The 22,235-nt window shown below is 71.1% G+C and carries 17 protein-coding genes; 16 read left to right on the forward strand and 1 reads right to left on the reverse strand.

Annotated elements, in window-relative coordinates:
- The 16 genes from VFA06_RS20090 to VFA06_RS20165 all read left to right on the forward strand — a co-directional run.
- On the forward strand, positions 1-1,671 hold a 1,671-nt coding region (locus VFA06_RS20090), incomplete at its 5' end, for a penicillin-binding protein 2 (protein ID WP_324842186.1).
- A gap of 143 nt (positions 1,672-1,814) precedes the next feature.
- On the forward strand, positions 1,815-3,440 hold the full coding sequence (locus VFA06_RS20095; RefSeq protein WP_324842187.1) for a UDP-N-acetylmuramoyl-L-alanyl-D-glutamate--2,6-diaminopimelate ligase: 1,626 nt from the start codon (positions 1,815-1,817) through the stop codon (positions 3,438-3,440).
- Entirely contained in the window at positions 3,437-4,915 is a 1,479-nt protein-coding gene (locus VFA06_RS20100; protein WP_349260258.1) for a UDP-N-acetylmuramoyl-tripeptide--D-alanyl-D-alanine ligase, read from the forward strand. The genes VFA06_RS20095 and VFA06_RS20100 overlap by 4 nt, the downstream gene beginning before the upstream one ends.
- The gene (mraY, locus tag VFA06_RS20105) at positions 4,912-5,970 is read left to right on the forward strand and encodes a phospho-N-acetylmuramoyl-pentapeptide-transferase (RefSeq protein ID WP_324842189.1); all 1,059 of its coding nucleotides are present in this window, start codon (positions 4,912-4,914) and stop codon (positions 5,968-5,970) included. The genes VFA06_RS20100 and mraY overlap by 4 nt, the downstream gene beginning before the upstream one ends.
- An 83-nt stretch (positions 5,971-6,053) precedes the next feature.
- Positions 6,054-7,529 (forward strand): UDP-N-acetylmuramoyl-L-alanine--D-glutamate ligase, encoded by a 1,476-nt coding sequence (gene murD / locus VFA06_RS20110; RefSeq protein ID WP_349260260.1) that lies wholly within the window; start codon positions 6,054-6,056, stop codon positions 7,527-7,529.
- A 63-nt stretch (positions 7,530-7,592) separates the two neighbouring features.
- On the forward strand, positions 7,593-8,999 hold the full coding sequence (ftsW, locus tag VFA06_RS20115) for a putative lipid II flippase FtsW (RefSeq protein WP_324842191.1): 1,407 nt from the start codon (positions 7,593-7,595) through the stop codon (positions 8,997-8,999).
- A gap of 17 nt (positions 9,000-9,016) precedes the next feature.
- On the forward strand, positions 9,017-10,171 hold the full coding sequence (gene murG, locus VFA06_RS20120) for an undecaprenyldiphospho-muramoylpentapeptide beta-N-acetylglucosaminyltransferase (RefSeq protein ID WP_349260261.1): 1,155 nt from the start codon (positions 9,017-9,019) through the stop codon (positions 10,169-10,171).
- On the forward strand, positions 10,168-11,703 hold the full coding sequence (gene murC / locus VFA06_RS20125) for a UDP-N-acetylmuramate--L-alanine ligase (protein WP_324842193.1): 1,536 nt from the start codon (positions 10,168-10,170) through the stop codon (positions 11,701-11,703). The genes murG and murC overlap by 4 nt, the downstream gene beginning before the upstream one ends.
- Complete coding sequence (locus VFA06_RS20130) at positions 11,700-12,536, forward strand: cell division protein FtsQ/DivIB (RefSeq protein ID WP_324842194.1); 837 nt, start codon at positions 11,700-11,702, stop codon at positions 12,534-12,536. The genes murC and VFA06_RS20130 overlap by 4 nt, the downstream gene beginning before the upstream one ends.
- 230 nt (positions 12,537-12,766) lie before the next feature.
- Positions 12,767-13,927 carry a cell division protein FtsZ gene (ftsZ, locus tag VFA06_RS20135; RefSeq protein ID WP_324842195.1) on the forward strand — a complete coding sequence of 387 codons (1,161 nt, stop codon included), beginning with the start codon at positions 12,767-12,769 and terminating at the stop codon, positions 13,925-13,927.
- A 123-nt stretch (positions 13,928-14,050) separates the two neighbouring features.
- Positions 14,051-14,785 carry a peptidoglycan editing factor PgeF gene (gene pgeF, locus VFA06_RS20140; RefSeq protein WP_324842196.1) on the forward strand — a complete coding sequence of 245 codons (735 nt, stop codon included), beginning with the start codon at positions 14,051-14,053 and terminating at the stop codon, positions 14,783-14,785.
- A 14-nt stretch (positions 14,786-14,799) separates the two neighbouring features.
- Positions 14,800-15,600, forward strand: coding sequence for a YggS family pyridoxal phosphate-dependent enzyme (locus VFA06_RS20145; RefSeq protein ID WP_324842197.1), 801 nt, complete (start codon positions 14,800-14,802; stop codon positions 15,598-15,600).
- Between the two features lie 126 nt (positions 15,601-15,726).
- Positions 15,727-16,458 (forward strand): cell division protein SepF, encoded by a 732-nt coding sequence (locus VFA06_RS20150; protein ID WP_324842198.1) that lies wholly within the window; start codon positions 15,727-15,729, stop codon positions 16,456-16,458.
- Between the two features lie 63 nt (positions 16,459-16,521).
- Entirely contained in the window at positions 16,522-16,809 is a 288-nt protein-coding gene (locus VFA06_RS20155; RefSeq protein WP_324842199.1) for a YggT family protein, read from the forward strand.
- Between the two features lie 70 nt (positions 16,810-16,879).
- Complete coding sequence (locus tag VFA06_RS20160) at positions 16,880-17,857, forward strand: DivIVA domain-containing protein (protein WP_324842200.1); 978 nt, start codon at positions 16,880-16,882, stop codon at positions 17,855-17,857.
- Positions 17,858-18,114: 257 nt separating this feature from the next.
- On the forward strand, positions 18,115-20,085 hold the full coding sequence (locus tag VFA06_RS20165) for a serine/threonine protein kinase (protein WP_324842201.1): 1,971 nt from the start codon (positions 18,115-18,117) through the stop codon (positions 20,083-20,085).
- A gap of 42 nt (positions 20,086-20,127) precedes the next feature.
- Here the strand turns inward: VFA06_RS20165 and VFA06_RS20170 are convergent.
- A partial coding sequence (locus VFA06_RS20170) for a class I tRNA ligase family protein (protein ID WP_324842202.1) occupies positions 20,128-22,235 on the reverse strand: 2,108 nt, incomplete at its 5' end.

Below are 22,235 nucleotides of genomic sequence, written 5' to 3' on the forward strand. Positions count from 1 at the left end.
CTCTTCCAGCTGCAGGCCATGGATTCGGCCGGCTACGGCGCCAGCGCCTCGGCCGAACGCACCCAGGACTATGTGCTGACCGCGACGCGCGGCTCGATACTGGACTCCGCCGGCCAGCCGCTGGCCGAATCGGTTGACGCCGTGGACATCACCGCGGACCCGGTGCAGATCAGGAGCCTCAAGCAGGACCCTGCGGTCTACGCCTCCAAGTTGGCCGCCCTGCTCGGCGACCCTCCCGGCAACGTCGACGTGCTTGCGCTGCGCACCAAGCTCTCCAATGTGACGACGCGTTACGTCCTGCTGGCCAGCCAGGTGACGCCGCAAGTCTGGAACCAGATCAAGGCACTCGGACTGTCCGGGGTCTACGGGGTACCGCACGCCAAGACGGTGTACCCGAGCGGGCCGCTGGCTTCGAACGTGGTCGGTTTCCTCGACGGCACCGGAAAGGGCGCCGCCGGACTCGAGAGCGCGTACAACAGCACGCTCGCGGGCAAGAACGGCCGGATCTCCTACCAGGCCGCCGACGGCACCGAGATCCCGACCGCCGGCATCAACGAGCAGGCCCCGGTGCCCGGCACCTCGATCGAGACCACCATCGACAGCTCCATCCAGTGGGCCGCGCAACAGGCGATCGACGCGCAGGTCGCCAAATCCAAGGCCGGATCGGGCACCGTGGTGGTGATGGACCCGCGCACTGGCGCGGTCCTGGCGCTGGCCACCTCGCCGAGCTACGACCCGTCGAACCTGGCCGCCGCGAACCCGGCCGACCTCGGCGACCGCGCAGTCTCCGAGGTCTACGAGCCGGGTTCGGTCGCCAAGGTGATCACGATGGCCGCGGCCATACAGCAGGGCGTCGCCACGCCGACCACGCGCGTCGTGGTGCCCGGCGCGATCCTGCGCGAGGGCACGGTGTTCCACGACGACACCAGCCACGGCACCGAGCAGCTCACGCTCACCGGCGTGCTGGCCGAGTCCAGCAACATCGGCACCATCGAGACCAGCGACAGGTTCGGCCCGAACCGGGACCAGATCCTTTACCGGTACCTCACCCAGTTCGGCTTCGGCCAGCCCACCGGCCTGCACCTGCCCGGCGAATCACCCGGCCTTCTCGCGCCGCCGTCCAAGTGGAGCGGGTCGCAGCGGTACACCATCCCCTTCGGCCAAGGCCTCTCGGTCAATGCGGTACAGGCCACCAGCGTGTTCGCCACGATCGCCAACGCCGGAGTGCGCGTCACGCCCAATCTGATCAAGGGCTACGTCGACGCGAACGGCCAATTCACCGCGGCCCCGGCAGCGCAGCGCACGCAGGTGGTCTCCGCCAGCACCGCGCACCAAGTCGAGCAGATGATGGAATCGGTCGTCTCGGAGAAGGGCACCGCGCCGGCCGCGAAGATCGCCGGATACCGCGTCGCCGGCAAGACGGGTACCGCCAACCGCTTCGACAGCCGATGCAACGGATACTGCGGCTACACGGCCTCCTTCATCGGATTCGCCCCGGCCGACAACCCGCAGCTGGTCGTCTCCGTGGTGATCCAGAACCCGACCAGCGGCCCGTACTTCGGCGGCTCGATCGCCGCGCCGGTGTTCCAGAAGGTGATGTCCTTCGCCTTGCAGAGCAAGGCGATCCCGCCCACCGGCACCCAGCCGCCGGACCTGCCGGTCACCTGGTGAGACGGCGGCCGTGTCTTGCGGCCGCCCGGCACGATGATCGTGCAGTGACGATCTGGTAACGGTTCTGCGAGCAGGCGATACCTGGCGGGATCTACCGGGGTCGCTGGCACGCGGGCACGCCGGGACACGGTAGCCTGCCCGTCGTGCCGAACCCGCTCAAGCAACCGCCCCCCGCGACCGGCCAGCCGAGACCGGGACATACTCCGCAGCGCTCTCTCGCGGAACTGGCCGAGGCGGTGCCCGAGGCGCTGGTCACCGGCACGCATGACGCGCATGCGGTGGTCATCACCGGCTTTACGCATGATTCGCGGGCCGTGCGTCCCGGCGATCTGTACGCCGCAATGGCCGGTGCGACCGTGCACGGCGCCGAGTTCTCCACTCAGGCCGCAGAGCAGGGCGCGGCGGCGATTCTGACGGACCCTGACGGGGCCGAGCGCGCCGAGGCGACAGGGCTGCCGGTAGTCGTCGTGCCGTCCGTACGCCCCGTGCTCGGCCCGATCGCCGCTCGCCTCTACGACCACCCTTCCGAGCACATGAAGATGCTCGGAGTGACCGGCACCAACGGCAAAACCACGGTCAGCTACCTGATCGACGGCGGACTGCGGGCGGCCGGTTACCGCACCGGACTGATCGGTACCGTAGAAACGCGCGTCGGCGAGCGCGTCATAAAGTCCAGCCGCACCACGCCCGAGGCCCCCGATCTCCAAGCGCTGCTGGCGATGATGCGTGAGGACGGCGTCGGCGCGGTCGCCATGGAGGTCTCTAGCCACGCGCTGGCCTACGGCAGGACCGCCGGGATCCGCTACGCCGTCGCCGCGTTCACCAACCTGACGCAGGATCATCTCGACTTCCACGCCGACCTCGAGGACTACTTCGAGGCCAAGGCGAAGCTCTTCACCCCCGGCTACACCGAGTTCTCGGTGCTCAACACGGACGACGCGTACGGCCGGCGCATCGCGCAGCGGCTGACCGACGCCGACCTGCCGCACTGGACCTTCTCCGCCCACGGCGAGCCGTCCGCGCACTGGCGCGCCGAAGACGTCGAGCCGACACCCGAGGGCTCGCGGTTCACGCTGATCGGCCCAGACGACATTCGCCTGGCCGCATCCGTGCAACTTCCCGGCGCCTTCAACGTCTCCAATGCGATGGCAGCCATCATCACCCTCATCGCAGCCGGGATCGACCCGCAGGCCGCGGTCGCCGGTGTCGCCTCCGTGCCCGGTGTACCGGGCCGCATGCAACGCATCGACGCCGGGCAGCCGTACCTCGCCGTCGTGGACTACGCGCACACACCCGACGCCATCGATACGCTCCTAGCCGCCATTCGCCCGGTAACAGCGGGCCGGTTGCGTATCGTCGTTGGCTGCGGCGGGGACCGCGACCGCGGCAAGCGGCCATTGATGGGCGCCGCGGCTGCTCGTGGCGCGGACGAGGTCATCCTCACCAACGACAACCCGCGCTCAGAGGACCCGCTCGCGATCCTCGAGGCCGCCGCCGCCGGGGCACGCGAGGCCATCGCGGGCGGGGCGAAGGCCACGGTGCGCATCGTGCCGGACCGAGCCGAAGCCATCGCCGAGGCCGTGGCGGCGAGCCGCGGCGGCGACGCGCTCGTGGTCGCCGGCAAGGGACACGAACAAGGACAGGAGATCGCCGGAGTGGTGCACCCGTTCGACGACGCGGCGGTGCTGCGCGCGGCGATCGAGGGATCGCCGGCCGGGCACGGCCCGGATTCCGCGGCCCGCGCGGCAGAACGGCCGGGCCCGCAGTGATCCGGATGACTCTGGCCGAGATCGCACAGGCGGTCGACGGCACGCTGACCGCGGGAACCGACGGCGCCGCGGCGGTCACCGGCCCGGTCACGGTGGACTCGCGCGCGATCGAGCCCGGCGGCCTGTTCGCCGCCTTCGTCGGCGAGCACGCGGACGGCCACGACTTCGCCGCCGCCGCGGTCGCACAGGGCGCCGTCGGCGTGCTGGCGAGCCGTCAGATCGACGCCGATGGCTCGCAGAGCGGCACGGGTCACATTCCGACGGTGCTCGTCGCCGACGTGCAGCACGCGCTCGGCAAGCTGGCCTGCGCGGTCGTGAGCCGATTGCCGCAGACGACCGTGATCGGACTGACCGGCTCCTCCGGCAAGACCTCCACCAAGGACATGCTCGGCCAGGTGCTCGCGGCCCACGGCACGACCATCGCGCCGAAAGGCAGCTTCAACAACGAGATCGGGCTGCCGCTGACCGTTCTGCGCGCCGACGAGGACACCCGCTACCTGGTGCTGGAGATGGGCAGCCGCGGCGTCGGCCACCTGACCTACCTCTGCGGGATCGCGCCGCCGTCGGTCGGGCTGGTGCTCAACGTCGGCAGCGCGCACGTCGGCAAGTTCGGCTCGAAGGAGCAGACCGCGCTGGCCAAGGGCGAACTGGTCGAGGCGCTGCCGAAGGACGGCCTTGCCGTGCTCAACGCGGACGACCCGCTGGTGGCGCCGATGCGCGAGCGCACCGTGGCCCGCGTGCTGACCTTCGGCGAGAGCGCCGAGGCGGACGTGCGCGCGAGCGGGATCGAACTCGGGCCGGATGGCCGCGCCTCCTTCCTCTTGCACGCCGACGCCTACGGCGAGCCCGCCCCGGTCTCGCTGCGCGTGGTCGGGGAGCACCAGGTCGCCAACGCGCTGGCGGTCGCAACGGCGGCGCTCGGCCTCGGTCTGCCGATGGAGTCGGTGGCCCGGGAGCTTTCGGCGGCGGTACCGCTCAGCTCGGGCCGGATGGCCGTGTCGGAACGCGCCGACGGCGTCGTCGTGATCGACGACGCCTACAATGCCAACCCGGAATCGGTGCGCGCCGCGCTCAAGGCGCTGGCCGCGCTGGCCCGGGCCCGGCCAGGGGCCCGCTCCTGGGCGGTGCTCGGGGAGATGCTGGAGCTGGGCGAGCGGTCCGGCGAGGAACACGACGCGATCGGGCGGCTGGCCGTCAGGCTGCGGGTGGACCGGCTGGTCGCGGTCGGCGAGGGCGCCGCGCGGGTGCACGCCGGGGCCAGCCACGAAGGCTCGTGGGGAGAGGAATCCGTGATGGTGGCCGACCCGGATGCGGCCCTGGCGCTGCTGCGCGAGCAGCTGCGGCCCGGAGACGTGGTGCTGGTGAAGGCGTCCAACTCGATCGGCCTCGGCCGGGTCGCCAAGGCGCTGCTCGACGACGATCTGCCGGACGGCGCGGCCGGCGCGGCGTCCGGCCCGGCGGAGGGCGACCGGTGAGGGCGGTCCTGTACTCCAGCGTCATCGCGCTGGTCTGCTCCCTGGTCGGCACCCCGCTGGTGATCAGGATGTTGGTCAAGCGCGGCTACGGCCAGCTGATCCGGGACGACGGGCCGAAGAACCACCTGACCAAGCGCGGCACCCCCACCATGGGTGGGATCGTGATCGTGCTGTCCACGCTGATCGCCTACGGCGCGACCAAGCTGGCCACCCAGCACTGGCCTAGCGCCTCCGCGCTGCTGGTGCTGTTCCTGATGACCGGGCTCGGCGCGGTCGGCTTCGTGGACGACTTCATCAAGATCTACAAGCAGCGCTCGCTGGGCCTGCGGGCTAAGGCCAAGCTGATCGGCCAGGCGCTGGTCGCGGTCATCTTCGCGGTGCTGGTGCTGCACTTCCCTGACCAGTACGGCCTGACCCCGGGCTCCACCAGCGTCTCCTTCCTCACCGACACCACGCTTGTGCTCGGCCCGGTGCTGTTCGTCGTCTGGGCCTACCTGCTGATCTCCGGGACCTCGAACGCGGTGAACCTCACCGACGGCCTCGACGGCCTGGCGACCGGAGCATCGGCGATGGTGTTCGCCGCGTACGTGCTCATCGGCATCTGGCAGTACGGGCAAAGCTGCGTTAACGCACCCGGCCCCGGTTGCTACGCGGTGCGTGACCCGCTGGACCTGGCGATCGTGGCCGCGGCGCTCATGGGCGCCTGCTTCGGCTTCCTGTGGTGGAACGCCAAGCCGGCCAAGATCTTCATGGGCGACACCGGCTCGCTCGCGCTCGGCGGCGCGCTGGCCGGGCTGGCCATCTGCTCGCGCACGGAACTGCTCATCGCGCTGCTCGGCGGCCTGTTCGCGATCATCACGCTGTCCGTGATCATCCAGGTGGGCTCGTTCAAGCTGCGCGGCAAACGGGTGTTCAAGATGGCCCCGCTGCAGCATCACTTCGAGCTCCTCGGCTGGGCCGAGGAGACCATCGTGATCCGGTTCTGGATCATCGCCGGGCTCTGCGTCGCGCTCGGCATCGGAGTGTTCTACGCCGGATGGGTGACCGGGTCGTGACCGACAACCTGACCCCGCGTCAAACCCAGGCAGGACCTCAGGAACCGGCCTGGCAGCAGCCGGACGTCGAGGGGCGCGCCACCATCCCGTGGCAGGGACTGCGCGTCTGCATCGTCGGAGCGCGGGTCGTCGGCCTCTCGGCGGCGCGCGCGGTGCGGAAGCTCGGCGCGGACGTGACGATCGTCGACCGCTACGACGACGAGACGACCACCGAACGCGCGGCGCCGCTGACCGCCGAAGGCATCCGCGTACGGCTCGGCGACGACGCCACGCTGCCGGACGGCTGCGAACTGCTCCTCGTCTCGCCGGGCATCCCGCCCACCGCGCCGATCGTGGCTGCGGCGCGCGCGGCCGGCATCCCGGTGTGGGGCGACGTGGAACTGGCCTGGCGGCTACGTAAGCCACTGCCGGACGGCTCCTACGCACCGTGGCTGCCGGTCACCGGCACCAACGGCAAGACGACGGCTGTGCGCATGCTCGCCGCGATGCTGGAAGCCGCGGGGAAGCGCACGGTCGCCTGCGGGAACGTCGGACTGCCGATCGTCGATGCAGTAACCGCGGACGAGCCCTATGACGTACTGGCGGTCGAACTGTCCAGCTTCCAGTTGCACTGGACCGAATCGATGAGCCCGTTCGCCTCGGCCGTGCTCAACGTCGCGCCCGATCACGTGGACTGGCACGGAACGCTGGAGGAATACACCCGCGCCAAGGGCCGCATCTACGAAAACTGCCAGGTCGCCTGCGTGTACAACGTCGCCGACGAGACCACGCGCAAGCTCGTCGAGGAAGCAGACGTGGTCGAAGGCTGCCGCGCGATCGGGTTCACCCTCGGCGCGCCGGGGCTGTCCATGCTCGGCGTCGTGGACGGCATCCTTGCCGACCGCGCCTTCGTCGAGGACCGGCAGCACAACGCCGCCGAACTCGGCACCATCTACGACGTCGAACCACACGCGCCGCACAACATCGCCAATGCGCTCGCGGCCGGGGCGCTGGCGCGCGCATACGGAGTGCCCGCCGCCGCGGTGCGCGACGGACTGCGCGCCTTCCGGCCGGATCCCCACCGCATCGCGTTCGTCGCGTCCATCGACGGAGTGGACTTCGTCGACGACTCGAAGGCGACCAACCCGCACGCGGCCGCCGCGTCCCTGACCGCCTACGAGGACGTCGTCTGGATCGCCGGCGGCCTGGCCAAGGGCGCGACCTTCGACGACCTGGTCGCCGGAGCGGCCAAGCGGCTGCGCGGCGTGGTGCTGCTCGGCGCCGACCGCGCGGTGATCGCCGAAGCTCTCGCGCGACACGCCCCCGAGGTGCCGGTCGTGGACATCGGCGGGGCGCAGGATGGGCTGACCGGGGCGCAGGCGATCGACCGCGCCGTGGACGCCGCGACGCGGCTGGCCGCGGGCAAGGCGGCCGCGCTCGGCGCCGCGGCGGCCGACGCCGCGCCGGTCACCGTGCTGCTCGCCCCGGGCTGCGCGTCGATGGACATGTTCGTCTCCTACGGCGAGCGCGGTGACCTGTTCGCGCGTGCCGTCCGGGAACGCAAGGCGGCGCGCGGGTAACGTGCGCTAGGAGGTGCTGAGGCCTGGCTCCTCAAGGCGTTTCTTAGGAGATGGGCGGAGCGCGTGGTTGAACAGCAGGATCGACCCACACGGTTCCGTCCGGCTTCCGCGACGGCTGACGGCGCGTCACCTAACGCAGCCTCAGATGCCGCTGAGACACGGCGATCTACCGCACCGAACAATGCGGTACTCGCGGTCTGGAGCGTTCTCAGCCGCCTGCGACCCGGCCGCGTTCGCGTCGGCGAAGGGCACCCCTCGCTGCCCCGATACTTCCTGATCGGTGCGACGTTCCTGCTGATCGTGGTCGGTCTGCTCGAGGTGTATTCGGCCTCGACGGTGCACAACCTGCTCACCGGCAAGCCGGAGCTCGGCACCATCGAGCGGCAGGCGATCTCGGCGGCGATCGGCGTGCCGATAATGGTCATCGCGGCGCGGCTGCCGGTGCGCTTCTACCGTGGGCTGGCCTACCCGCTGCTGATCGTGACCCTGATCATGCTGCTGATGGTCCTGGCGCTCGGCGAGGTCTCCACCGGAGGCAACCAGAACTGGCTGGTGTTCGGACCGCTGACCATCCAGCCCAGCGAGTTCGCCAAGTTCGCCCTGGTGCTGTGGGGCGCGGACCTGCTGGCCCGCAAGGAGAAGCGGCTGGCCAGCTGGGACCACCTGATCGTGCCGCTGCTGCCGATGGCCGGGCTGATCATCGGGCTCGTCATGCTCGGCGGCGACATGGGCACCTCGATGATCATCGCGGCGATCGCCTTCGCGCTGCTGTGGATCGTCGGCGCCCCCGGCCGGCTGTTCGCGATCCTGACCGGTTCGGCCGCCGGCCTGGCCACCGTCGCCGTGCTGATCCGGCCGAGCCGGGTGCGGCGGTTCACCGCCTTCCTCGACCCGGCCGCCGACCCACAGGGCACCGGATTCCAGGCCATGCACAGCTTCAGCGCCCTTTCCACCGGAGGCTGGTTCGGCGTCGGCGTCGGAGCCAGCCGGGAGAAGTGGGGCTCGCTGCCCGAGGCGCAGACCGACTTCATCTTCGCGATCATCGGCGAGGAGCTGGGACTCATCGGCTCGCTGGCCGTGCTCGCATTGTTCGCGCTCATCGGGTACGCGGGCGTGCGGATAGCGCTACGGGCACAAGACAGCTTTGTACGCCTGGCCTCTGGAGCTGTTACCGCGTGGCTGATGGTGCAGGTGATGATCAACCTCGGCGCGGTGCTGGGGGTGCTGCCGATCGCCGGCGTACCGCTTCCGTTCGTGTCCTACGGAGGCTCGTCGCTGCTGCCCTCGATGGCCGCGATTGGCATGTTGGTCTCCTTCGCCCGGACCAGTAGCGGCGTGCCGGAGACCGGTGACGGGGCCGTGGAACGAACGGATATGCTCTCGACCCGGGCCGGTGTGGCGTCCTCGGCGGTCGCCGGCTCCGGCCGTCCGCGCCCGCAGGCACAGCGAAAAGAGGGACGCACAACGTGACCGACGCAGCCCGTCCGATCCATGTCGTGCTCGCCGGCGGAGGCACCGCCGGGCACATCGAACCGGCCCTGTCGCTGGCCGACGCGCTGCGCAGACGCGACCCCCGGATCGGCATCACGGCGCTCGGCACGACCAAGGGCCTGGAGACCAGGCTGGTCCCCGAGCGCGGCTACGACCTCGAACTCATCCCCGCGGTGCCGCTGCCGCGCAAGCCCACCTCGGAGCTGTTCACGGTGCCGAGCCGGCTGGCCGGCACGGTCCGCCGGGCCGCCGAGGTGCTCGACAAGGTCGGCGCCGACGTGGTGGTGGGCTTCGGCGGCTATGTGGCGCTCCCGGCCTACTTCGCGGCCCGCCGCCGAGCCGTGCCGATCGTGCTGCACGAGGCGAACGTGCGCCCGGGCCTGGCCAACCGGGTCGGCGCCCGGATGACGGACCGGATCGCCACCGGCTCGCCGGACTGCCGGATCGGCGGCGGACGGTACATCGGCATGCCGCTGCGCCGTGCCCTGGCCACGCTCGACCGCGCGGCGCTGCGCGCAGAGGCCTGCGACGCTTTCGGCCTGGAGAAGGACCGGCCGACGCTGCTGGTCTACGGCGGCTCGCAGGGCGCGCGACGGCTGAACGAGGCGGTCGCCGCGGCCGCGCCCGCCTTCACCGCCGGGGGAATCCAGATCTTGCACGCGGTCGGCCGGGCCAACTACGACGAGTCGGCGCAGCAGCACGCCGCAGCGGGCGAAGGCGGCACCGGCGCCCGGTACGTCACAGTGCCCTACCTCGACCGTATGGACCTCGCCTACGCTGCGGCGGACCTGGTGCTGTGCCGAGGCGGCGCGATGACTTGTGCCGAAGTCGCCGCGGTCGGCCTACCTGCTGCCTACGTACCGCTGCCGATCGGTAACGGCGAGCAGCGTCTTAACGCACAGCCGGTCGTGCGCGCAGGCGGTGGCCTGATCGTCGATGACGCGGACCTGACGGCGGATTGGCTGACCCGAGAGCTCGTTCCGCTGGCCCAGGACCACGAGAAGCTGGAGCGGATGGGCCGCGCCGCCGCCGAGCTCGGCCGCCGCGACGCCGACGAGGCGCTGGCCGACCTCGTCTTCGAGGCCGCCGGAAGCAACCCGGCCGTCGCCGCGGGACCGACCGGCCTCGGCTCCCCGGGAGCCGGCGCGTGAGCGTCGAGGGCACCGAACCACCCGCGATCGACCCGCGCGGATATCAGCCGCCGCAGACCATCCCCGCGGCCGAGGACCTGGGCCGCATCCACTTCGTCGGCATCGGCGGAGTCGGCATGGCGCCGGTCGCGCGCATCGCGGTCGAGCGCAGCCTGCCGGTGTCCGGCAGCGACATCAAGCGCACCGCGACGATCGACGCGCTCAGCGCCGCCGGAGCCGACATCCGGATCGGGCAGTCGCCGGACAACCTCGACGGCGTGGACACCGTCGTGGCGACCACCGGAGTGCGGCCCGACAACGTCGAACTCGTCGAGGCGATGCGGCGCGGCCTGCGCATCGTTCACCGCGCCACGGCCCTCGCCGCGTTGATGGTCGGGCGTACCGCAGTCCTCGTCGCGGGAACGCACGGCAAGACCACGACCACCTCGATGCTCGCGGTCGCCTTGGACGCGCTCGGTGCTGACCCCTCGTACGCGATCGGCGGGGAGATCGGCACCTCCGGAATCAGCGGGCACAGCGGCAGCGGCCCGGTGTTCGTCGCCGAGGCGGACGAGTCGGACGGCACATTCCGGCACTACGAGCCCGACATCGCCGTGGTGACGAACGTGGAGCTCGACCACACCGACTACTTCGGTTCGCTCGACGATGTGCACAAGGCCTTCGTCGACTTCGTCGACCGGCTCAAGCCCGGCGGACTGCTCGTGGTCTGCGCGGACGATCCCGGCTCCGTCGCGGTCGGCCGAGTTGCTCAGGACAGCGGGCTGCGCGTCGCCTGGTACGGCGAGGCGGCCGCGGTCGCGGGGCATCCGGCCGAGCAGCCGGTTGATTACCGGATTACCGGCGTGGAGCTCGTCGGCGCGAAGGCGCACTTCGAAATCCACGTCAGGGCCACTGGCGCGGTACACCGCCTCGCACTCGGCATCCCCGGCCGCCACAACGCCGCCAACGCCACCGCAGCATTCGCCGTCTTGCACGAACTCGGCGCGGACCTGGACGATGTACCCCCGGCGATCGCCACCTACCGCGGCGCCCGCCGGCGGATGGACTTCAAGGGCGAGGCCGGCGGCGTGCGCGTCTACGACGACTACATGCACCACCCGACCGAGATCGCCGCCACGCTCGCCGCGTTCCGCGCACTGGCGGGCGAGGGCCGGTTGATCGTCGCCTTCCAGCCGCAGCGCTTCACCCGCGCCCGGACCTTCCTGCGCGAATACGGCCCGCCGCTCGGCGCCGCCGACGCCGTCGTCGTCCTCGAGGTCTACCCCGGCTCGGGGGAGGATCCGATCCCGGGCGTGACCGGCGCGGTGATCGCGGACGACGTACCGCTGCCGGCCGGCCGCGTCGTCTTCGAACCCGACACCGCGGCCGTGGCCGGGCGCCTGGTGGACTGGGCCGGGCCCGGCGACGTGATCGTCACGGCCGGGGCCGGCGACGTGACCACCCTCGGCCCGAAGATCCTCGACCTGCTCGCGGCACGCGACGGCGCGGCGGCACCGCGATCGCCCGATCGGGAGGCAGGATCGGGGACGTGAGCGACGACGTGACCGATCCGCCCCGGCAGGGCTCGAAGGGCCCTGACCTGGCGCAGCCGGATCGGCCCACGGCGGCGGCGCCCCGTTCGCTCACCTCGGTCTCGCGCCTGCCCGCGCAGATCTACGCCGCCCGGATGCGTTCACGCGAACGCTGGCGCCGACTGAGCGTGACTATCACCGTCACCCTCGTGCTACTCGCCATCACCGCGTACATCATCGTCTGGCACACCTCGGTGTTCGCGCTGACGACCGTACGCGTTGCAGGCTCGAAGACCGTGCCCACACAGCAGATCATCGCCATCGCAAAGCTCGGAAACGGTACGCCGCTCGCCTCGCTGGACACCGGCGGAGCGGCAGCGCGTGTGGAGAAGCTGCCGCAGATCGCCACCGCGAGCGTGTCCCTCGATTGGCCGCACACCGCAGTGATCACCGTGACCGAGCGCGTCCCTGCCGCGTTGATCCCCAACGGTTCGCGGTACGACGTGGTGGATGTCTCCGGAGTCGTCTTCGGCTCGGTAACCGCACCAACCGGCGGCCTACCTGTCATCGACGTGCAAGGCGGGGGAGCGGTCAAGGCAACGGTTGTACCCGGAGCACTCGCCGCCTTGAAGGCGCTCTCTCCGGATATCGCCCACCAGATCACCGGGATCTCGGCGACGAGCGCGTACTCGATCTCGCTCAAGCTGCGCGGCGGCTCGGTCGTGAACTGGGGCGGAGCCGACGACGCGCCGGCCAAGGCGGCTGATCTGGCCGCCCTGCTGCGGCTCGGCAAGGCCGCCCGATACGACGTCAGTGCCCCAGAAGCTCCCGCGATGTCCGGACGATATGACTGATTGACGGCGGGTCAGTTGAACTGTGCTCGAGGAACTTTCGGCGTGTTCGTTGAACAGGGGCTCCGGGAGACCTACTGTCGATTCGTCGATCGAGTCGTCACCTTGATGACTGCCATAGTTGATGTTGACCCTAATTGATGTTGACTCAGTCCGAGGGCGATAAGGTCGTTCGCGAATAAGTCACCGAGCGCCGACCATCCGTACTCACCAGCGCGAGAGGCCTTCGAACCGTGGGTGCACCGCAGAACTACCTCGCCGTGATCAAAGTCGTCGGGATCGGCGGCGGTGGCGTCAACGCGATCAACCGGATGATCGAGGTCGGGCTCAAGGGCGTCGAGTTCATCGCGATCAACACCGACGCGCAGGCCCTGCTGATGAGCGACGCGGACGTCAAGCTCGACGTCGGCCGCGAGCTGACCCGCGGCCTCGGCGCCGGGGCCGACCCCGAGGTGGGCCGCAAGGCGGCCGAGGACCACGCCGAGGAGATCGAAGAGGTCATCAAGGGCGCCGACATGGTCTTCGTGACCGCCGGCGAGGGCGGCGGCACGGGCACCGGCGGCGCTCCGGTGGTGGCCCGCATCGCCCGCTCGCTCGGCGCGCTGACCATCGGCGTGGTGACCCGGCCGTTCACCTTCGAGGGCCGGCGGCGCGCCGCCCAGGCCGAGTCCGGCATCGCGGCGCTGCGCGAAGAGGTCGACACCCTCATCGTCATCCCGAACGACCGGCTGCTGTCCATCTCCGCGCCCGGCGCCACCGTGCTGGACGCCTTCAAGTCGGCCGACCAGGTGCTGCTCTCCGGTGTCCAGGGCATCACCGACCTGATCACCACCCCCGGCCTGATCAACCTGGACTTCGCCGATGTGAAGTCGGTCATGTCCGAGGCCGGCTCCGCGCTCATGGGCATCGGCTCCGCCCGCGGCGACGACCGCGCTGTCGCGGCGGCCGAGATGGCGATCTCCTCGCCGCTGCTCGAGGCGTCCATCGACGGCGCCCGCGGCGTGCTGCTGAGCATCTCCGGCGGCTCGGACCTCGGCCTGTTCGAGATCAACGAGGCCGCGCAGCTGGTCTCCGAGGCGGCGCACCAGGACGCGAACATCATCTTCGGCGCGGTCATCGACGACGCGCTCGGCGACGAGGTGCGGGTCACCGTCATCGCGGCCGGCTTCGACGGCGGCCAGCCGGCCAAGCGCCGCGAGGGCGGCCCCCGGCGCGCCGACGAACCCGCCGCGGTCAACAACACCACCGTGCACAACGCCATGCTCGGCGCGCTGCCCCGGCCGGAGGAGAACGAGGACCCGCTCGCGGCCACCATCCCGGGCACCCGCACCGAGGACGCCGCGCTGGCCGCCGACGAGCTGGACATCCCGGACTTCCTCAAAGAGGGCAACTAGCCGGTCGCGAAGCGGGCGGCCGGCCGCGCCCGCGCGAGGACCTGACGGGCCGAAAGAAGTGTGAAGACGATCACTTCCGGGACCGCGGTTGGTGATCGCGAGCCGATCTGACAGGCTCGGGGCATGAATGTCGCATCCAGCGGCCCGCTGCGCTTCACCTTCACCGACCGCCGCGGCGGGGTCAGCCTGCCGCCCTTCGACGCGCTCAACCTCGGCGACCATGTCGGCGACGACCCGCAGGCCGTGCGCACCAACCGCGACCTGGCCGCCCGCGCGTTCGGCGTCGCCCCCGAGCAGGTCGTCTACATGAAGCAGGTCCACGGGACCGGCGTCGCCCTCGCCCGCGAGCCGTGGCCGGACGAAGCCGCGCCGAGCGTGGACGCCCTCGTCACCGACCGGCCGGGCATCGTGCTGGCCGTACTCGTCGCCGACTGCACACCGGTCCTGCTCGCGGACCCGGTCGCCGGCGTGATCGGAGCCGTACACGCGGGCCGGGCCGGAATGGCCGCCGGAGTCGTGGACGCCGCGATCGCAGCTATGTGCGAACTGGGCGCCGAACCGTCACGGATGCAGGCGTTCACCGGACCCGGGGTATGCGGTGCCTGCTACGAAGTACCCGAAGAGTTGCGCGCCGAAGTAGCGGCCAAGGAACCCGCATCGTGGTCGACAACGCGTCAGGGCACGCCCGCGATCGACGTGCCCGCAGGCGTATCTGCGCAGCTGCGGCGCGCGGGCGCGAAGGAGAGCGTGACGCGTATCGCCGACGGCTGCACGATGGAGAATCCGCAGTACTTCTCCTACCGGCGCGACGGCCGCACCGGACGCTTCGCCGGCTTCATCTGGCTCGACGAGGGCTGACAGGGGCCAGACGCATGTACCGAAAGGATGTGCGCGCCGCCGACCAGCGAGCGGCGGAGCTGGCCGCGAATCTGGCCGCGGTGCGATCGCGGATCGAGGCCGCCTGCGCCTCGGCCGGGCGCCCGGCGAGCGAGGTGACGCTCGTCGCGGTGACCAAGTTCTTCCCCGCCGACGACGTGCTGCGGCTGCTACGGCTCGGGCTCACCGATTTCGGCGAGAACCGGGATCAGGAGGCTGCCGCGAAGGCCGCGCAAGTGGCTGACGTGCTGGCCCGGGCTCAAGCCGCGGATCCGGGCGCGCCGATCGTCGCGGCGATCCGGCCGCAGTGGCATTTCATCGGCCAACTCCAGACCAACAAGGCCCGCTCCGTGGTGTCGTACGCGGATGTCGTGCAGTCGGTCGACCGGCTCAGGCTCGTCACCGCCCTCGACCAGGCGGCCGTTCGAGCGGACCGGACCCTCACCTGCCTGGTGCAGGTGAATCTGGACCCTGATACGGAGGGCAGCGGCACCGGCGCCGGCGCCGCGGAGCGGGGCGGCGCCCAGCCCGCCGAGGTCGAACGGATCGCCGACGCCGTCGCCGAAAGCGCCGCGCTGCGCCTCGGCGGCCTCATGGCCGTCGCGCCGCTCGGCACCGATCCGCAGCCCGCGTTCGAACGGCTCGCGCAGCTAGCCGCCAAAGTCCGTGGCGCACATCCGGAAGCTGTGTCACTCTCGGCGGGGATGAGCGGGGACCTCGAACAGGCGATCGCGGCAGGCGCGACACACGTACGCATCGGCTCCGCCTTGCTCGGTCGGCGACCGCCGCTGCGGTAACGTCTGATCCAGTATCTGTACGAAAGCGCCGATCGCTCATTTCCAAGCACCGCCAAAGCCCGCAGGGGGAGTCACGGCGGAGACCGGCGACCGGTTGACCGTCAGTTCGAACAAGGAGGGACGGGCATGCCCGGATTCATGAAGAAGACGGCCGTCTACCTCGGGCTGATGGAGGGGGACGACCCCTACGCGTACGAGGAGTACAGCGAGGAGGCGGAGGAGGAGCGCCCGCTGCGCCTCGACGACGACGAGGACGAGCAGGACCGCTACTCCGCGTCCCGCACCGAGTCCGCGGCCGAGCAGGAGGCCCGTCCGCTGTTCCTGTCCGAGCCGCGCCGCCCGCGCGAAGCCGAGCGGCCGGCCGAGCGCAGCGACGTCGTGCGGCGCGACGGCGCCGACTCCGCGTTCCACGGCGGCCAGTCCGGCAGCTACCAGACCGCGCGCCCGGCCCCGATCTCGCTGCTGCCCGAGCGCACCGACCGCTACGAGCGGCCCGCCTCCGTGGCCACCGCGATGGGCAGCGTCGGGCACGGCTTCGGCGGGGGCGACGGCGGCAGCGGCGCCGGCTCCTCCAGCGACGCGTACCGCATCACCACTTTGCATCCGCGCACTTACAACGAGGCGCGTACCATCGGCGAGCACTTCCGCGACGGCACCCCGGTCATCATGAACCTGACAGAGATGGGTGACTCCGACGCCAAGCGCCTCGTGGACTTCGCCGCGGGCCTGGTCTTCGGCCTGCGCGGGTCGATCGAGCGGGTGACGCAGAAGGTGTTCTTGCTTTCACCTGCTAACGTCGATGTGACGGCCGAGGACAAGGCCCGCATCGCCGAGGGCGGGTTCTTCAACCAGAGCTGACAGGCGGTGCCCAACCGGGTGCCGCCGGTGACCGCGGCATCCGGACGGACGGACGTTTTCTCGATGGGACACCTTGCGATCCAACTGGTCACAGTGGTGCTGTGGACGTACTGGGTCGTGCTCATCTTCCGGTTGATCATGGAGCTGGTTTTCCAATTCGCCCGCTCCTGGGACCCGCACGGTGTCATGCTGGTGGCCGTGGAGTCCGCCTACACGGTCACCGATCCCCCGCTGAAGTTCCTGCGTCGGCACATCCCGCCCCTACGTCTCGGCGGTATTGCGCTGGACCTGGCGTTTATGCTGCTGTTGCTCATCATGTGGCTGTTGATCGGGGTGGTGGGCCGTCTGTGACACGACAAAACCGCCAGGAACCGAGATATTGTCTGTCCGGTACGCCGACGATCCACGCTGAGGTGAAGAGATGCCGTTGACCCCCGAGGACGTGCACAACAAGCAGTTCACGACCGTCCGGCTCCGCGAGGGCTACGACGAGGAAGAGGTCGACGCCTTCCTGGACGAGGTGGAGGCCGAGCTCACCCGGCTGTTGCGGGAGAACGAGGAACTGCGCGCGAAGTTGGCCGCCGCCACGCGCGCCGCGGCCGCAGCGCAACAGCAGCCGCCCATGGACCGCCCGCCGATGGATCGAATGCCGGCCCGGCGAGAACCGGTGCCGATACCCCCGCAGCTTCCGGCGCCGATGCCGGTGCCCGTACCGCAGCCGCAGCCGCCGCAGTTCCAGCCCGGCGGCGACTCGGCGGCCCGGGTGCTCGCGCTGGCCCAGCAGACCGCCGACCAGGCGATCGCCGAGGCCCGCAACGAGGCGAACAAGATCGTCGGCGAGGCGCGCACCCGCGCGGACGGCATGGAGCGCGAGGCCCGCGGCAAGGCCGACGCCCTGGAGCGGGACGCGCAGGAGAAGCACCGCGTGGCGATGGGCACCCTGGAGCAGGCCCGCGCCTCGCTGGAGCGCAAGGTGGAGGACCTGCGCGCGTTCGAGCGCGAGTACCGCCAGCGGCTCAAGTCGTACCTGGAGAGCCAGATGCGGCAGCTGGAGTCCAACAGCAGCGACGACCCGATGCTGGCCTCCCGCGGCGGCTCGCCCTTCCCGCAGCTCGGCGCGGGCGCTCCGGCCCCGGCCCAAGCCCCGGCTCCGGCCCCGGCGATGGCCGGCGTCGGAATGGCCCCCGGGATGGCGCCGGGCATGTCGGCCGGACCGCAGCAGGGCGGCTTCCCCCCGCCGCCGATGCCCGCCCCCGCGATGGCCGGCTCCGCGATGAGCCAGATGACTCAGACCATGGCCCCGATCCGGCCCGGCGTGCCCCCGCAGCCGGCCCCGGCCTACCCGCAGGCGCCGTCGCCGATGCGCGGCTTCCTGATTGACGAGGACCCCGACTCCTGATCAGCGACTGAGAGAAATCACACCGGCAGGCGTACCCGCGGCCCCGGTCCCTCGCAGGGGCCGGGGCCGTTCGCCGTCCAGAGCCGGTATCTGCGAGGCGGGAAAGTTTCAACTCCCGTCAACCTGCTACAGATCCATTACCGCACTGGTGCGCGCGGCTCTGTTCCGGTTGACTTGGCTCCCTAGAACATGAGCACGCCTCGGGCGATTGGCGGAGAACCGCCACGTGGCGGCCTCGGGTCGGAGGGGTTTCGCGGATGCGGCCGACGGAGCGGGTGAACGGCGAGGAGGCTCGCCACGCTGTGCTCGCTGGTGTGCTGGAGCGATACCGGGCGATCTTCAGCGATCCGGCCGCGCGGCCGGGCGGGGCGCCGGGCCCCGATCCCATCTCGCAGTGGGCCGCGGCCGAGTACAGCGAGGGCCCGCCGCTGGCCGCGGTCGTGGAACTGACCGGGCCGCTGGCGGCCGAGGAGGTCGCCGCGCTGGCGCTCGGGGCGGTCGAGGAGCTGACCCAGGTGCACGCCGCCGGCGCCGTGCACGGGGATCTCAACCCGTCCAACCTGCTGATCTCGGACGGCGGGGTGCGGCTGATCCATTCCGGGATCGCTCACACCGTCGACGGCGCGACGCTGACCGATCTGCGCGGGAACCCGCGTACCGTCGCCTATCTGACGCCGGAGCAGATCCTCGGCCAGCCGTTCGACGCGTCAGCGGACGTGTTCGCGCTCGGCGGGGTGCTGGCGTTCGCGGCGGTGGGTGTGCCTGCTTTCGGCAACGACGAACCGAACGCGGTGCTCTACCGCATCGTGCACGAGGAAGCAGTGCTCGATGCGGTACCGGATGCGTTGCGCGGATTGGTGAAGGCGTGCCTGAGCAAGGACCCTGCGCAGCGCCCGAGCCTGCAAACGCTCGCCGATCGTGCCCGTGGCGTGTTCAGCGACGCGGTGGGAACGGTGGGGACGGTCGGGACATTGCCCGTCGGCGAGCAGACCGCCACGTTCGAGCCGGTCTTCGACCCGATCTTCGAGCAGGCCACGGATCCGCGGCTTGAGCCGATGTCCGAGGCGCCCTCCGGCGCGCCCTTCGAAGCGGCGCCGTTCGACGTGCCGCCCTTCGACGCGGCGCAGCTCGAGCAGATGCCGTATGAGCAGGAACCGCTGGAAGCCGCTGCGTATCAGACCGGCTCGTTCGAAACAGGACCGTTCGACACCGGTTCGTTCGAGACTGGACCGTTCGACACCGGTTCGATCGACGCGGGTACGTTCGATACAGGGTCATTCGATACCGGTTCGTTCGAACCCGCACCCGCCGAGCCGCTGTTCGACCCGGCCCTCGACGCCTCGCGTGCCTCGGCCTTCGAATCCATGGTGGATCCCGTCGATGAACCCACCACCACGGTCGTGACCTTCCCCTCCCCGTTCCCCAGCACGGACACCACGCTCACCGAGGTGCCGCTGCGCGACCCGTTCGAGCCGATGCCCACGCGACGGCATCCGCGGTACGAGCCGCTCTCCGCCCTGGATCCGGCGGCGATCTCCGAGCCGACCATGACCGCCGAGCCCATCGGCCTGGACGGCCCACCGCGGCGCCGGCGGTCGCGCACGGCCAGCCTCGCCGTGCTCGGCACGGTCGTCATCGTCGGCGTGGTCGCCGCGCTCGTCGTGCGCAGCATGACCCATTCGAACGCACCGGCCACCGCGCCCGCCCCCAGCGTGCCGGTCATGCCGACCGCCCCGCTGCCCGGGACCTTCCTGACGGGTCCCGGCTGCCCCACGACGCCCTGGGCGATGATCACGCAGAGCGTGGCGGCTGACGGCGGCCTGGTGGCGAACGCGGGCGGCGGCGCTCCGGACTGCGGCGGCGCGGCGGTCGCGTTCGTCAAGTCGGGCACCACGAACCCCGGCGCGTCCAGCTACTCCTGGACCTTCCACCTCGGCTGGTCCGCGCGCTGCACGCTGTCGGTCTTCGTCGCTAACACGGCGCCGTCCTCGGGGATCGCGACGTATCAGCTGTTCCTGCCGACCGACAACGCGGCGACCCCCACGGCGACCGTCAAGCTCAATCAGGGCAAGACGAAGGGGCAGTGGGTCTCCGCGCCGCAACTTACCGGCGTGGCACTGCCGGGCGGATCCGTGCAGCTGAGGCTGACCGATGCCGGGGCGTTCACCGGTGACCGGTTCCACGTAACCGCGTCGGCGGTCAAGGCCGCCTGCTCGCGTGTTCCCTGACGGGATGTGAGAGAGCAGGCGGCCCTTCGGCCACCGGATCGGCTAGGCCTTAGCGAGCGCGAACTCCAACCCGAGCTCCTCGTCGCGGAACGCCTGCGCCGCCGCGTCGAGCCGTCCCTCGCCGCCGGTGAACTCGACCGCGAGCACGTCCGCCGCGATCGACTCGCCGTGCACGCGCAGCGCCTCGCCGGTCTCGGCCTTCGAGGCTCGCCAGGTCAGCCGGATCCGGTCGGCCACGTCGAGGCCGCTGTTCTTGCGCGCGTCCTGGATCATCCGCACCGCGTCGCGGGCGAGCCCGGCCAGCCGCAGCTGTGGCGTGATCGCCAGGTCGAGCGCGATCGTCTCGCCGTCGGCCGTGGCCACCGCCCAGCCCTCGCGCGGCGTCTCGGTGACGATCACCTCGTCGGCCGTGACCTCGACCTGCTCGTCCGCCCCGGTCTCGTCCGGCACGGCGAGGGCCGCCGCGCCGCGCTCGCGCAGCGCGGCCGCGAGTGACGCCGCGTCAGCGGCCGCGATGGCGTTGGCGACCAGCGCAGTGCGCTTGCCGAAGTGCTTGCCCAGCGCCCGGAAGTTGCCCTTGGCGTGATACTCCAACAGCTCGCCGCCGGCCTCGGCCAGCGCCCCGGTGCCCTCGACGTTCAGCTCCTCGGCGACATGCGCCCGCAGCTCCTCGCCGAGCGCGGACCAGCCGGCCGCGCCGACCAGAGCCCGGCCGAGCGGCTGACGGGTCTTCACGCCCGACTCCGCGCGGGTGGCCCGGCCCAGCTCCACGAGCCGGCGCACCAGCGCCACCTGCTCGCCGAGCCGCGCGTCGACGGCCGACCCGTCGCCGGTGCCCGCGTCGACCGCGGTCGGCCAGGAGGCCAGGTGCACCGACTCCGGCGCGTCCGGGGTCACCGGCCGCACCAGGTCCTGCCAGACCCGCTCAGTCACGAACGGCACCAGCGGGGCCATCAGCCGGGTCACCGTCTCCAGCACCGTGTGCAGCGTCGCAAGGGCGGCCGGGTCGGCGTCCCAGAACCGGCGGCGCGAGCGGCGCACGTACCAGTTCGAGACGTCGTCGACGTACGCCGCGAGCAGCTTGCCGGCCTGCTGGGTGTCGAAGGCCTCCAGCGCCGCGTCCATCTCGCCGGCGAGCCGGTTGAGCTCGGAGAGCACCCACCGGTCCAGCACCGGCCGGTCCGCCGGGGCCGGGTCCGCCGCCGAGGGCGACCAGCCGCCCGTGCGAGCGTAGAGGGCCTGGAACGCGACCGTGTTCCAGTAGGTCAGCAGCGTCTTGCGCACCACCTCCTGGATCGTCACGTCGCCGACCCGCCGCGCCGACCACGGCGAGCCGCCGGCCAGCATGAACCAGCGCAGCGCGTCCGCGCCGTGCCGGTCCATCAGCGGGATCGGCTCCAGGATGTTGCCCAGGTGCTTCGACATCTTGCGTCCGTCCTCGGCCAGGATGTGCCCGAGGCAGAGCACGTTCTTGTACGAGGACTGGTCGAACACCAGGGTGCCGATCGCCATCAGCGTGTAGAACCAGCCGCGGGTCTGGTCGATCGCCTCGCAGATGTAGTCCGCCGGGTAGGCCTGCGCGAACTCCTCCACCGAGCCGGGCGCGTGCGGGTAGCCGAGCTGCCCGAACGGCATCGAGCCGGCGTCATACCAGCAGTCGATGACCTCGGGCACGCGCGCGGCCGTCTCGCCGCAGGCCGCGCCGTCGTCCGCCTTCGCGGGACAGGCGAAGGAGACCTCGTCGATGTACGGCCGGTGCGGGTCGAGCCCGGCCAGGTCCCGCCCGGCCAGTTCGCCGAGCTCGGCCAGCGAGCCGACGCAAGTCAGGTGGCCCTGCGGGCAGCGCCAGATCGGCAGCGGGGTGCCCCAGTAGCGGTTGCGGGACAGCGCCCAGTCGATGTTGTTGTTGAGCCAGTCGCCGTACCGGCCGTGCTTGATGTTCTCCGGGAACCAGTTGGTCCGCTCGTTCTCGCGCAGCAGCGCGTCCTTCACGGCGGTGGTGCGGATGTACCAGGACGGCTGCGCGTAGTAGAGCAGGGCGGTGTGGCAGCGCCAGCAGTGCGGGTAGGAGTGCTCGTACTCGACATGCCGGAACAGCAGGCCGCGGGCCTTGAGATCGGCGGTCAGCTTCTCGTCGGCCTTCTTGAAGA

The sequence above is a fragment of the Actinocrinis sp. genome, from assembly GCF_035653575.1.
Classification (GTDB): domain Bacteria; phylum Actinomycetota; class Actinomycetes; order Streptomycetales; family Catenulisporaceae; genus Actinocrinis.

What these genes read in the sequence shown, in the direction of transcription:
- pgeF (WP_324842196.1), top strand. Translation starts at nt 14,051, where the DNA reads ATGAATGTCGCATCCAGCGGCCCGCTGCGCTTCACCTTCACCGACCGC.
- VFA06_RS20145 (WP_324842197.1), top strand. Translation starts at nt 14,800, where the DNA reads ATGTACCGAAAGGATGTGCGCGCCGCCGACCAGCGAGCGGCGGAGCTG.
- VFA06_RS20150 (WP_324842198.1), top strand. Translation starts at nt 15,727, where the DNA reads ATGCCCGGATTCATGAAGAAGACGGCCGTCTACCTCGGGCTGATGGAG.
- VFA06_RS20155 (WP_324842199.1), top strand. Translation starts at nt 16,522, where the DNA reads ATGGGACACCTTGCGATCCAACTGGTCACAGTGGTGCTGTGGACGTAC.
- VFA06_RS20160 (WP_324842200.1), top strand. Translation starts at nt 16,880, where the DNA reads ATGCCGTTGACCCCCGAGGACGTGCACAACAAGCAGTTCACGACCGTC.
- VFA06_RS20165 (WP_324842201.1), top strand. Translation starts at nt 18,115, where the DNA reads ATGCGGCCGACGGAGCGGGTGAACGGCGAGGAGGCTCGCCACGCTGTG.